Below are 12,460 nucleotides of genomic sequence, written 5' to 3' on the forward strand. Positions count from 1 at the left end.
CGGAGAATGGCCCGCCAAGTCAGGGAGGAAACGTCCCCTAAAGGACAGCTGGGATCAGGCCGCAGCCTGTTCGATAGGCGAGAATGGCAGCCCAAGGCTTTCGGCGACTGCCTTATAGGTGAGGCGCCCCCGGTAGACATTGAGACCCGAGCGAAGATGCGGATTCTCAAGCACGGCTGCGAATCCCTTATTGGCGAGCGCCAATCCGAACGGCAGTGTCGCGTTGTTCAGCGCCTGGCTCGAGGTGAATGGGACAGCTCCGGGCATGTTGGCCACGCAATAGTGGATAACGCCATCGACTTCATACGTCGGATCTGCGTGCGTCGTGGCATGAGACGTCTCGAAGCAGCCTCCCTGATCGATGGCAACATCGACGATGACCGAGCCTTTCCGCATCGAGCGCAGCATGCCGCGGCTGACGAGTTTCGGCGCGCTAGCGCCGGGAATCAAAACTGCGCCGATCACGACATCCGCAGCGAAGACTTCTTCTTCGACTGAGTCTATCGTCGAAAATCTGGTACGAACCCGGCCCTCGAACAACTCAACCAGTTCGCGAAGCCGCGGTATCGAGCGATCGAGAATTGTGACCTCAGCACCCAAGCCGACGGCCATTCGTGCTGCGTGCGCACCGACAACACCACCTCCGATCACAACAATGCGGGACGGCTGGACGCCCGGTACACCGCCGATCAGAAGCCCCCTTCCCCCCGCGTATCGCTTAAGAGCTGCGCCCGCCGCTTCGATCGAAAGCCTTCCCGCAACCTCACTCATGGGCGCGAGCAACGGAAGGCCGCCTTGAGCATCCGTCACTGTCTCGTAAGCAATTGCAGTGCACCCAGATTTCAGGAGACCCTTGGCTTGCTCAGGATCCGGCGCCAGGTGAAGATAAGTGAAGAGGATGTGGTTCTCTCGTAGCCGAGCCCATTCGGAAGGTTGTGGTTCCTTCACCTTTACGATCATCTCACTCGAGGCGAACACCTCGCCGGCAGAGTTCGCGACTGTCGCCCCGGCATTTCGATAATTCTCGTCTGTTGCGCCGATACCTGCACCGGCATCAGTCTCGACCAGGACGGAGTGACCGGCTGCGACATATTCGCGGACGGCGCCGGGTGTGAGGCCCACCCGGTATTCATGAGTCTTAATTTCCTTGGGAACACCGACCTTAATTTGAAATCTCCGCTCTGCCGTCGCCTCTTCTAACTGCAAACACGCAGTGAAATTGCGAAAGAAGCGGCCAAACGATGCAGCAATTGAGCAACGTTCGGCCCCTCGCGCAGGTTTACAGCCGATCGTGTGGAGAGGATGGAGTGCTTCTCGTCAGGTGAGCGACGCCATCGAACGGGTGAGTCGGGCCGTTCGCAGAACTCGCATCTGCTGAGGTGGCGCTGGCCGAGAAGCTCATCCGCGCGGCTTCGGAGGAGGAGTTGTCCCGCGGTCCGCCCCTTTCGCGAATTTGTGGAAGTTTGCGTCATTTCACCGATCCAGCGAAGCGGCGAGCGCAGCGGCCTTGAGTGCAGCCCGCGGCGCCGATAGGGGCCACCACAGAATCAGATTTTCTGACCTTCCTGCACGAGCTGATCCATCACTGACCGAACCGCGGACTCCGTGATGGAGACCATCTCGTCGATTTCGGCGATCGTGATGACCAGAGGAGGCGCGAAGCCGAGAATATCGCCATGAGGCATGGCTCGCGCAATCAGCCCGCGGTCGCGCGCGGCCTTTGAAACTCGAGCGCCGACCTTGAGCGCCGGATCGAAGCGGGTCTTCTTGTCGCGATCAGCCACGAACTCGATTGCACCCATCAGGCCGACGCCGCGTACTTCTCCGACGATCGGCAGCTGAGCGAATTTCGTCCGCAGCTGAGCCTGAAAGTAGCTTCCGACCGCGTCGGCTTGGCCAGGGAGATCCTCCTTCTCCACGATGTCGAGTACGGCATTGGCTGCAGCTGCGCCGATTGGATGACCGGAGTATGTATAACCGTGGGAGAATGCACCGACCCGGTCGGCAGCATCTTCCATGACCCGGTAGACTTTCTCGCTGACGATTGCGCCGGACAGTGGAAAATAAGCCGATGTCAGTCCTTTGGCGATGGTGATCAGGTCGGGTTCTATGCCGTAATGGTCCGAGCCGAACATGGAGCCGGTACGACCAAACCCTGTGATCACTTCATCCGCAATGAGTAGCACGTCATGTTTGCGTAGGACGGCTTGGATGGCTTCCCAGTACCCCTCCGGCGGAGGTGTGATGCCGCCGGTGCCGAGGACGGGCTCGCCGATGAAGGCGCCGACCGTTTCCGGCCCCTCCCGTTGGATGAGTTCGTCAAGTTCGCGAGCCCGGCGCTTCGAAAATTCGACCTCGGTTTCCCCAGGTTGCGCGCCCCAGTAGTGATGTGGAACGCCTGTATGGAGGACCTGAGAAAACGGCAAGTCCATGTGATCGTGATAGAAGCTCATCCCCGTCATGGAGCCGGAGATGATGCTGCAGCCGTGATAACCGCGGTCTCTTGAGATGATCTTCTTCTTCTGAGGTTTGCCACGAAGATTGTTGTAGTACCAGACCAGCTTGGCTTGCGTCTCGTTCGCGTCCGAGCCGGACATTCCGTAGAAGACCTTGCTCATCTTGCCGGGCGCCATCTTCACCAGGCGATCCGACAGAATTGCCAGCTCATCGGTGGTATGCGCGGCGTAGGAATGATAATAGGCTAGGCGATAAGCCTGCCGCGAGATCGCTTCCGCAACTTCGGTCCGGCCGTAGCCGACGTTTACGCAATAGAGCCCGGCAAAGCCGTCAATAAACTCCTTGCCGGCTGCATCCTGGATGCGAATGCCCTTACCGGTCTCGACAATGGTCGGATCACCGGCTTTTCCAGTCGCAAACTCCTTCAGCTGTGTGAAAGGATGCAGGACCGAGCGGCGGTCCAATTCGCTGATCTTCGCGATATCGATAGTCACTGTCTTTGTCCTTTCAAGCTGCAAGGCCGCCGAGGCAAACGTATTTCGGCTCCAGATACTCGGCCAATCCGAGCTTCGAGCCTTCCCGGCCGAGGCCCGACTGTTTCCACCCTCCGAACGGTATGGGCGCGCCGGTGAATTTTGGTGTGTTCACGGCAACCATTCCGTACTCGAGGCGATCGGTCACGCGCATGGCGCGCGCGAGATCTTGTGTGTAGACGTATGCCGCCAGACCCATCTCGGAGTTATTCGCCCGCGCGATCACCTCGTTCTCGTGGTCGAAGGGAAGAATAGCCGCGACAGGACCGAACGTTTCTTCTTTCGCGATCAGCATGTCGTCGGTGACGTCCGCAAGCACAGTCGGAGTGACGAAGTTGCCGCCGAGTGGACTATCCTGTCCGCCTGCAACAATGCGTGCCCCGGCTGACAAGGCTTGCGAAATGTGCTCGCGGCACTTCTCGGCCACAGCGGGACGCGTCATCGGACCGATGTCAGTGCCGCTTGCCAAGCCGTGACCGACTTTCAATTTCGCGACCGCGTCGGCAAAGTCGCGCACGAAACGCTGGTAAATGCCGCGTTGGATATAGATGCGGTTCGCGGCCAGGCAATCCTGGCCTGATGTCGAGAACTTCGCGACCATGCATCCCCGGACCGATGCGTCGAGCATGGCGTCATCGAACAGCAGGAAGGGAGCGTGACCTCCGAGCTCCATGGAGACTTTCTTCACGGTCTGCGCGGATTGACCGAGCAGGAGGCGTCCGACGTCCGTCGATCCTGTAAACGAAAAGGCGCGAATCTCGGTGTGCTCGAGCAACTTCCTGGTCAGTGGAGGCGCTTCGCCCGTCAGGACTTGGAATACACCGGCCGGCATACCAGCTCCTTCAGCGAGCTTCGCGAGGGCAAGGGCAGAGAGCGGCGTCTCCGGTGCGGGCTTGACGATCATGCTGCAGCCTGCCGCAAGGGCAGCCGCAGCCTTGCGCGTGATCATCGCAGAAGGGAAATTCCAGGGCGTGATTGCGAGCGTGACGCCGATCGGCTGCATCTGAACTGACAGTCTGCTACCCGGCAGATGGCTCGGAATCGTATCTCCGTAGGCGCGCAGTCCCTCGGCGGCAAACCAATCGACGAAATCGGCGCCATAGGCGATTTCGCCGCGGGCTTCGAGGAGCGGTTTGCCTTGCTCGCAGGTCATGATGACGGCAAGATCCTCGGCGTTTTGTCTCATCGCCGAAGCCCAACTGCGCAACACCGCGGCGCGCTCACTTGGCAGGCGTTCGCGCCAATCCAGGAATGCCCTGGCAGCAACCTTGACCGCGAAATCAACGTCGCTGGCGCTGCAAGCAGTCACATTGCAGAGGCGCTCACCCGTTGCAGGATCGATGACCGGAAGGGTCCGGCCCGTCTCGACCCAGGCACCATCCAAAAATGCGCGTGTCTGGAGCAGATCCGGGTGTCTCAGCTGCTTGAGTGCTGCGGGGGCAAGACCTTCCATCAATGGCTTCCCATAAACATCGGTGAGCCATCAATTTAGAGCTGCCCCCTCACAGGAAAGCGGCGAGTGAGAGCGCTTCTGCTATTTAATCCTGCAAAAAAGCGCACAAGGCCGCAGGAATGCAGCTACTGGAAGGTTTCGACGCCGATTATCGATTTACGGCTGCTGCCCACTGGACCGCATCGGTTGACCCCGCCCCAATCCACCTGCGCGCTTTTCCCGCAGAGCCGTGTCCGGCATCGACAAGGCAAGTCGGTGGAAGACCGAAAGGAGGAATCGCGCATCAACGCGAGTCCCCTGCCCGCAATGACTGTCCTCGAATCTTCTCGCGATTCCTGTTGATTGAGGACCCAGGCGCATGCCCAAACAGAAGCCCTAGGTGTTGGTTTCGGGCGCCTCAATGGGAATCGTGAAGCCGACTTTCACCCGGTCCATGATTACTAGGGTTTTGAAGCCCTTGATGTCGGGATTTTCATAGAAGAAGCGGCGGGTGAACTGCTCGTAGCCTTCCATGTCGGTAGCCGTGACGATGATGACGAAGTCAGCCTCTCCCGTCACATAGTAACCGCTCATGACCTCCGCATTGGCTCGCAACGCTTGCTTGAACCTGTCGATGATGTCTGCCCGCTCTCGCTCGAGTGAGACGAGCACCAACATTGAGACCGGGCGGCCGACCGCTTTTGGCGAAACGATCGATACGTCCGCCTCGATGATTCCAGCGTCTCGAAGTTTCTTGAGCCGCCGCTGGACCGCGGTTGCAGAGAGCCCAACGCGCTCGCCAATCTCATCTGATGTGAGACGATTATTAGCCTGGACGAGCGTCATGATGCGCGCATCCAGGCGATCGTATGCAAAGGCCATTCGCATTTTTCCTGCGTATGGCAGAAGATTATCGCAGGTTTACTGCGAGTGCTAGCAAATACTCTCGGCTTACGCGCGGCTAAGCGACATTTCACGAGTGATGGCAACCAGCGACCAGAGAGCTGGCCGTTGGAGCCGATACGTTGGACTGCCTTACGTGGAAATTTCGAAGAGCTCGCGCGGCAACTTGGTGAATGGTTCACCGCCGGCATCGGTGACGCGGAAAGTTTCGCTGATCACATAGCCAACGTCTTCACCGATCCAGTTTCCAAGCATCAGATGGAAGGTCATGTTCGGCTTCAGGACGGTCATGTCCCCTTCCTTCAGACTTGCCGTCGGCTCGGTCCAATCGATCCCAACGGCATAACCGCAGCGCGATTCCTTCTCAAACCCGTGCTTCTTGAGCGTCGTGTTGAAGGCTGCTGCGACATCGTTGCAGGTACTCCCGGTTTTTGCCGCGACAAGGGCAGCTTCCAGACCTGCGACTTCGCCCTCATGGAGCCGACGAATGTGATCTGACGGTTTCCCGATGGACATGGTGCGCATCAGTGGAGATGTATAGCCGTGACGAACGCCGCTAAACTCGAGGTTGACCTGTGAGCCCTGCTGGAAGACGTCCTCCGTCCAACGGATGTGACAGGTCGACGTGCGGGGTGTCGCGCACAGAAAGAAGCTTGCAAGATCGGTTCCGGGCTTGCCGTTGGCGCCTCGCACCAGCGTCGCTATGATCTCGGCAGAAGCATCTGCCTCGCGTACGCGCGGACGGATGACTTCCTTTGCCTTGAGCATGCCGGCATCGGAGATGGCGGCTGCCTCTCGCATCAAGGCAATCTCCAGATCCGATTTCACGCCCCGGATCCAGGTCACAGCGTTGGTGCAATCGACGATTTTGGCTCCCGTCACCCGAGCCCTGAATTTCTCGACGGTCAACGCTGGAAGGAGCTTGGTTTCGACGCCGACCGCCTTCGGTCGGCCCTCCTTCTCCAGGATGAAGTCGATGATCGCATCGTAACCGTCGCGATCGGGATTGGCGATCAGGGCTTCGGGGTAGCCGATCACGCGGCTGCGATCAATGAACATCTGGTGGATCGCCGCAGGTCCATCCATTCGACGCGTCAAGAACGTCGGCTCTTCATCCTTCAGCGACACAACCAGTCCCTGGGGCACGTATCCGGACTTGGACGTATATCCCGACAGATAGGTAATGTTGGCTGGGGCCGTGACCACCAGGACATCAACCTCGCGCCGCTCCATCTCTGATTTCACCGCAGCCAATCTTCGCAGATATTCGGCACGGGGAAACACCGGCGTGGCTTTGGGCATTGTCATGGCATCATCTCCTTGGGTTGAGTACGTTCTTTGTTGATCATTGACGAGGTCGGCGCCGGCAAGCTGAGAAGCGCGGGGCTCTCGGCGCAAGCCGCAGACAGCGCGGCCGGCAAGACTCCAAAGGAGAAGGCGGCATCCGGTTTCGCATGAATTCGATCATCATGCGTTTTTTAGCGCCAGGTTTGTGAACGAGGTCGAACACGTGAGGTCACTTAAGAGTTGAGCATCTCGAGGCAGTATCGGACTGCGAGTTCAGTTGTCGGAACGAGAAGGTCGTCCGATGCTCCGAATGTCGGGGTGTGAACGCCGGAATGGTTGCGCTCATCTTCGCTGCCGAACCAGAAATACAGCGAAGGTACGCAGGTGGAATAGAAGCCGAAGTCATCGCTGCCGCCGCCGGCGACCGGCGATATTTTGTCAGCAAATCGATCCTCCCCGACGGTGTCGACAACCAGCCGTCGAAACCGGTCGACCATGGCAGCATCATTGACGACGGGCGGCTCGCCAAATCGGTGAGAGAATTCTGCTTTCCCACGATGCATGGCGGCGACGCCCTCGGCGATCTCTCGAACGCGTTGGACGAGGAGCGTTCGTCTCTCGGGACTGCTGGTCCTGATGGTGCCGGTCATGGTGACAGACGGGCAGATGATGTTTGTAGCCTCGCCGCCGGCGATAGTGCCGATCGTGATGATCGCACCGTCTGCAAACGGCATTTCTCGCGATACGATCTTCTGGACTTCGTTGATGAACGCTCCCGCCATCGCGATAGCATCCACACCCGCGTGGGGCCTAGCGCCATGAGCCATGGTGCCGATGAGTTTGAGCGCGAATTGATCTGCTGACTTGGTCACCGCGCCTGCGCGTGCACCGTACATGCCGGCAGGCAGATCGGTCTTGACGTGGAAGCCGATGGCGGCCTCAAAGCCCTTGAGTAGCCCTTCTTCCGCAACTGAGCGGCCGCCGAGGGGTTCAGCCTCCTCGGCGGGCTGGAAGATCACGCGAAGTTTGCCGGAAAAGTTCTCTCGCATCCGGTGAAAGGCGAGCGCGGTGCCAAGGGCGATCGAGGCGTGCATGTCGTGGCCGCAGGCGTGCATCAAGCCAGGAACCTGCGAGTGGTAAGGCAGGTCATCCCGCGTTTCCTGGATCGGCAATGCATCGATATCGCCGCGAAGAGCGATTGCCCGCCGTGGTCCCTCGGCCGCCCCTTCGATATCGACGTAGAGGCCTGTCTTGTGGAAGATCTTGGCGTCCGACAATCCGAACCGTTCCAGAGCGTCACGGATCCTTTGCTGAGTTTTCCATTCATTATTGGAAAGCTCGGGCTCGCGATGCATGGCCTGGCGCATCTCGATGATCGCGTCCCGCTCGACGCCGGATAGCAAGCTGTTGTCGATTGTTCTCATGTTCACCTGGGCACCAAGATGAGTTGAGGCTAACGGTCGGAACGTAGCAGAGCGAGACAAGCGGGAAGCAGCGAGTCGACCTCATCGAGCGCAGCAAAGCTGCAAGATTGGCTCCCGACGCGCACGACGGCGCGGACGTTGTTGATCACTGCGACAAACTCCGTACCGCTGGTAGCTGCTTTTGAGAGGAAGCGCCCCAAGGCGCCCCCGGTCCTTAAGAGCGAAACGATCAGTTCGGCTGGGGTATTGATGCCGATCGGAGAATGACAGCTCAGCTTCTAAGCTCCTTGGTCATGCGCTCACCGAGAGCTGCGCCTTGCGCCATGAAAGCCTTCCAGTCGATCGGCTTCTTCAAGGCAGCGCGCTCCTGGGAGTTGATGAGGATCTCCGCCTTCAACTCGCCGAGTTCGACGTCGGTCGTGGGCCCATAGCGGAGCGCTTTCGGGACCGCGAGCATGCCCCGATCGGAAAGAAGCTGATTGATGTAGGCGAGTGCCGCCTCTTTGTTGCGGCATCCACGCACGATGTTCGTGTAGGACGTCACGGCATAGATGCCTTCTCGGGCGACGACTGTTTGCAGCGGAGTTCCGGACTTCCGCGCCTCATGGGCGCGGCCGTCCCACAATGTGCCGGCTTGCGCCTCGCCTTGTGTGAAGGCTTGCAGTTGTGCAACCGAGCTCGGAGGCGTCGCAATGATATTGTCCTTGGCGGCGGCGAGCACCTTGTAGGCGGGCTCCATATTTGCCAAAGACCCGCCGTTGCCCTCGGCAAGAGCAAGCAAGACCATCCAGCCCGTGTAGCTGTTGGCCGGCATGGTCGAGACCTTTCCCTTCAGGTCCGGCCGAGCGATGTCGGAAAAACCCGTCAGCGGCGGCTTGACCGTGCTCGCGTTGTAGACGGGTACGATCGACGCGACGCTGAATGGTGCGCCGTAATCGCCGAACTCGCGAAAACCCGGAAGCACCCGCGACAGGTTGGGGACGTCCGACGCGCTGATTGGGTCAAGGATGTCGCCCGCAATCGCCTGTGGGATGAGCGGGCTATCGGCCATCAGGAGATCGATATGAGGATTGCTCTTGTTCGACAGAAGTTTTGCAATATCAGCTGACGGGCTCGACGGGATATATTCGACCTTCAAGCCCGTGCTTTCTTCGAGCGGTTTGGCAACCCCTTCGATCAGAGCTTTGTCATAGGTCCCTCCGTAGCCGTTGACCCGGAGCGTTACGCCTGCAAACTTCTTCTGCTGAGCATGCACGGCCGGAGCTACGATGGCTGCCAGAGCCGAGGCGGCACCTGCCGCCAGAAAGTCCCGTCTTCTCATGGTCTCCTCCTCCACTCATTGCGCTTGGTGAAAAGCAATGCTCCGCTTTGCTAGGTCCGCTTTCTCACTGAGCGGCGGGTACAAAGCGCAAGCCGGTCGGGTCGATGGCGATATCGATCTCGTCCCCTGGCCTCGGCTTTTGGCCTACGGCAAATCTGGTATCCATGATCAGCTTGGAACTGCCGATACGAAGGTGCAGGCGGGTCAGAGCTCCGTGATAGTCGCTTGCCTCGACAACAGCGCGGTGTGCCGCAATCTGCGGCATCTCGTCCGCCTTCTTCACGCTCTCTGGCCTGACGACCGCAGTTGCCCGGCCAGAGCATCCTGAAGCTGGCAGGCCCAGCCCGTCATCGGTTTTGAACTCTTTTCCATCGAGACATTGTCCGTCCAACAGGGAGCACCGCCCGATGAATTCAGCCACGAAGCGGGTTGCTGGAGCATCGTAGACATCTTCTGGGCTACCGACCTGCTCGACCGCGCCCTTGTTCATGATCACAATCCGATCCGCCAGTGTGAGGGCCTCGTCCTGATCGTGAGTGACAAAGAGCGTCGTCATTTCGAGGCTGCGGATCAGCGCATGGAGGTCTTCGCGAAGTCGCACGCGCAGCTGCGCATCCAGGTTCGAGAAGGGCTCATCGAGGAGCAGCACTTTTGGCTGCAGCGCAAGCGCTCGCGCCAGCGCAACGCGTTGTTGCTGGCCGCCCGAGAGCTCGCGGGGGTAGCGTTCAGAGAGATGCTGCAGCTCGACGCGGCGCAGCATGTCATCGACCCGCTTGATCCGCTCGCCTCTCTTCATGCCAATGTTGACGAGGCCGTACTCGACGTTCTTGGCCACGGTCATATGAGGAAAGAGCGCGTAGTTCTGAAATACGATTCCGACGTCCCGCCTATAAGCGGGGACACGCGTCACATCTTGACCATCGATCAGGATTTCGCCGCCTGTCGGCGGTATAAAGCCGGCCAGCATGCGGAGCGTCGTTGTCTTGCCACATCCTGAGGGGCCGAGAAGGCACACGAGTTCGCCGCGGCGGATCTCGAGCGAAAAGTCGGGCACAACGGTGATGGCGCCGTAGTCCTTCCGCAGGTGTCGGAAGGAGACGATCGTTTCGCGCGACCGGCTGGACGCAAATGCATCTTGAACGAGAGTATGCATGTTTCTCCTAGATGACGGACTTTGGTCCCGAGATGCGGTCGGCAATCAAAATGGCGACGAGAGTGAAGACGATCACAACTGAGGACACGGCGGCAACCAGTGGATCCACGGTTTGCTCGACATAGGCCAGCACCTGGACTGGAAGAGTGACATTGCCGCCGGCGCCGAGAAAGACCGAGAGGCTTACATTTCCGAATGAGGTGACGAACGCGAATACGCCAGCGGAAATGATACCCGGCACGAGCAGAGGGATCGTTACCGTTCGTAAGACCGTCGCGGGCGTCGCGCGCAGGCTCATTGCGGCTTGCTCGAGATTGCGGTCGAACAGCACCATGCTGGCCGACAGCGTGCGGACCACGTAAGGAAGCGTCACGACGACGTGCCCGATCAGCAGGCCAACAAAGGTTTGGCTAAGGCCGATCCAGACCTGCAACTGCATCAGCCCGAGGCCGAGGACGACGGCGGGAATCAGCAGTGGAGAAAGCATGAAGCCGCGCATGAGCTCGCGGCCGCGAAAATCGCACCGCTCTATTCCGAAAGCAGCGGCAAAACCGAACAGAAGGGACAGAACTGTTGCAAGTGCAGCGACCTTCAAGCTCAGGATCAGGGAGTCGATGAAGAGTGGGCTGTCCCAGAAGGCGTAGTACCAGCGCAGCGAGAAGCCGGTCGGCGGAAACCGCATAGCGTCGCCGGACGTGAACGACGTCGCGACTACGATGACGGCGGGAAGGATGAGCGCCAGATAGACGAGCACACGAACGAGCTTGCCCAACACCGCCAGTATTCTGTCCACAGCGTCAGCGAACATGGAGGCCTCTCGTGAGCGGACGAATGAGCGTGGCGTTCAGGATGGCCATCAGTCCGAAGCCGACGGCGAGTAGAATGAAGGCCATTGCGGCGCCGAATGGCCAGTTGGATGTGGTCAGGATCTGATCATAAATGAACCCACCGACCATTTGAGCGCGCGGGCCGCCGACCAGGCGCGGTGTCACGAATGCAGAAACGGCCATGACAAAAATCAAGGAGAGTCCGGCCAGAATGCCTGGTGTGGAGAGCGGAATGATCACCTTGATGAACGTCCGGACGCGATTTGCACGCAGGCTGGTGGAGGCCTGCTCCAGGACAGGATCAATCTGCATGACCACATTCATCACCGAAAGGATCATGAAGGGGAGGAACTGCTGGATCAGAACGATCACGACGGCAGTTCGATTGAACAGCAGCTGTTGTGGGCTAGCCACAATGCCGAGCCAGAGCAGCATGTTATTGACCAGGCCTTGCCGGCCCAGAAGCACCATCCAGCCGAACACGACCACGACCAGGCTCAGCGTCAACGGGACGATGACTAGGAGCATTCGCAGGCGGCGTTTGGCAGGCGGGTGGCGCGCCAGCGAATACCCAACGGGAAAACCAAGGACGAGACAGCCGAGGCAGACGATCAGCGCATACGCCACGGTCTCCCACAGCACCGACAGATACAGCGAATCGCCAAAGAACTTCACATATTGAGCAAGCGAGTAACCTGTTGCCCCGATGGTCGACGTCCCCGGATAGAAGCTGATCCGCAGCACGATCGCAGCTGGAATCAGCAGAAAGACAAAGAGCGTAAGAGATGCCGGCGCCAGGAGCGGCAGCCAGTGCTTTTTCCCGCCTTCCCCTTCAGCTGCGGACGATTTCATGCCGTTCCTCGGAGAACTGAGTAATCGCGCGCTTGCGGCCGTGCTCTGCACTTGGATTGCGCTCCCTGGCCTTCTCGAAACTGTCAGCTCACGATCTGCAAAGCGTAGCTCCGGCAAGGGGATGAAAAGCTGTAAAATTAGGTCAGCTTGTGCAGGAATCCTGCGCAAATGTAAGACGGCCGCAGTATTCAGGCTGAAATGCGGCTCCTGGCGAGAGCCCGAAATGGCTGGGGTCATTCAGAAAGCCGAGTCCGCGTGAGTACCGGAAGCC

10 protein-coding genes are annotated in these 12,460 nt (G+C 59.3%); all 10 read right to left on the reverse strand.

Features of this window, described 5'->3' with window-relative positions; genetic code table 11:
- Window positions 1-54 precede the first annotated feature (54 nt).
- On the reverse strand, window positions 55-1,167 hold the full coding sequence (gene ald / locus NLN62_RS12155) for an alanine dehydrogenase (RefSeq protein ID WP_254113463.1): 1,113 nt from the start codon (window positions 1,165-1,167) through the stop codon (window positions 55-57).
- Between the two features lie 380 nt (window positions 1,168-1,547).
- On the reverse strand, window positions 1,548-2,951 hold the full coding sequence (locus NLN62_RS12160; protein WP_254108934.1) for an aspartate aminotransferase family protein: 1,404 nt from the start codon (window positions 2,949-2,951) through the stop codon (window positions 1,548-1,550).
- Window positions 2,952-2,964: 13 nt separating this feature from the next.
- Complete coding sequence (locus tag NLN62_RS12165; protein WP_254108935.1) at window positions 2,965-4,443, reverse strand: NAD-dependent succinate-semialdehyde dehydrogenase; 1,479 nt, start codon at window positions 4,441-4,443, stop codon at window positions 2,965-2,967.
- A gap of 375 nt (window positions 4,444-4,818) precedes the next feature.
- The gene (locus tag NLN62_RS12170) at window positions 4,819-5,304 is read right to left on the reverse strand and encodes an Lrp/AsnC family transcriptional regulator (protein WP_254108936.1); all 486 of its coding nucleotides are present in this window, start codon (window positions 5,302-5,304) and stop codon (window positions 4,819-4,821) included.
- A gap of 153 nt (window positions 5,305-5,457) precedes the next feature.
- Window positions 5,458-6,633: a Xaa-Pro peptidase family protein gene (locus tag NLN62_RS12175; RefSeq protein ID WP_254108937.1), complete on the reverse strand. Its 1,176-nt coding sequence runs from the start codon at window positions 6,631-6,633 to the stop codon at window positions 5,458-5,460.
- 212 nt (window positions 6,634-6,845) lie between these two features.
- Entirely contained in the window at window positions 6,846-7,979 is a 1,134-nt protein-coding gene (locus NLN62_RS12180; protein ID WP_254108938.1) for a M20 family metallopeptidase, read from the reverse strand.
- A 328-nt stretch (window positions 7,980-8,307) separates the two neighbouring features.
- Complete coding sequence (locus tag NLN62_RS12185) at window positions 8,308-9,357, reverse strand: extracellular solute-binding protein (protein ID WP_254108939.1); 1,050 nt, start codon at window positions 9,355-9,357, stop codon at window positions 8,308-8,310.
- A 64-nt stretch (window positions 9,358-9,421) separates the two neighbouring features.
- Window positions 9,422-10,510, reverse strand: coding sequence for an ABC transporter ATP-binding protein (locus NLN62_RS12190; RefSeq protein WP_254108940.1), 1,089 nt, complete (start codon window positions 10,508-10,510; stop codon window positions 9,422-9,424).
- Between the two features lie 7 nt (window positions 10,511-10,517).
- The gene (locus tag NLN62_RS12195) at window positions 10,518-11,318 is read right to left on the reverse strand and encodes an ABC transporter permease (protein ID WP_254108941.1); all 801 of its coding nucleotides are present in this window, start codon (window positions 11,316-11,318) and stop codon (window positions 10,518-10,520) included.
- The gene (locus NLN62_RS12200) at window positions 11,308-12,189 is read right to left on the reverse strand and encodes an ABC transporter permease (protein WP_254108942.1); all 882 of its coding nucleotides are present in this window, start codon (window positions 12,187-12,189) and stop codon (window positions 11,308-11,310) included. The genes NLN62_RS12195 and NLN62_RS12200 overlap by 11 nt, the downstream gene beginning before the upstream one ends.
- Window positions 12,190-12,460 lie beyond the last annotated feature (271 nt).

Source organism: Bradyrhizobium sp. CCGUVB23, from assembly GCF_024199885.1.
Taxonomy (GTDB): Bacteria; Pseudomonadota; Alphaproteobacteria; order Rhizobiales; family Xanthobacteraceae; genus Bradyrhizobium.

Bases quoted from the DNA above. Each gene is read 5' to 3' on its own strand.
- NLN62_RS12165 (WP_254108935.1), bottom strand. From the start codon at position 4,443: ATGGAAGGTCTTGCCCCCGCAGCACTCAAGCAGCTGAGACACCCGGAT.
- NLN62_RS12170 (WP_254108936.1), bottom strand. From the start codon at position 5,304: ATGGCCTTTGCATACGATCGCCTGGATGCGCGCATCATGACGCTCGTC.
- NLN62_RS12175 (WP_254108937.1), bottom strand. From the start codon at position 6,633: ATGACAATGCCCAAAGCCACGCCGGTGTTTCCCCGTGCCGAATATCTG.
- NLN62_RS12180 (WP_254108938.1), bottom strand. From the start codon at position 7,979: ATGCGCCAGGCCATGCATCGCGAGCCCGAGCTTTCCAATAATGAATGG.
- NLN62_RS12185 (WP_254108939.1), bottom strand. From the start codon at position 9,357: ATGAGAAGACGGGACTTTCTGGCGGCAGGTGCCGCCTCGGCTCTGGCA.
- NLN62_RS12190 (WP_254108940.1), bottom strand. From the start codon at position 10,510: ATGCATACTCTCGTTCAAGATGCATTTGCGTCCAGCCGGTCGCGCGAA.
- NLN62_RS12195 (WP_254108941.1), bottom strand. From the start codon at position 11,318: ATGTTCGCTGACGCTGTGGACAGAATACTGGCGGTGTTGGGCAAGCTC.
- NLN62_RS12200 (WP_254108942.1), bottom strand. From the start codon at position 12,189: ATGAAATCGTCCGCAGCTGAAGGGGAAGGCGGGAAAAAGCACTGGCTG.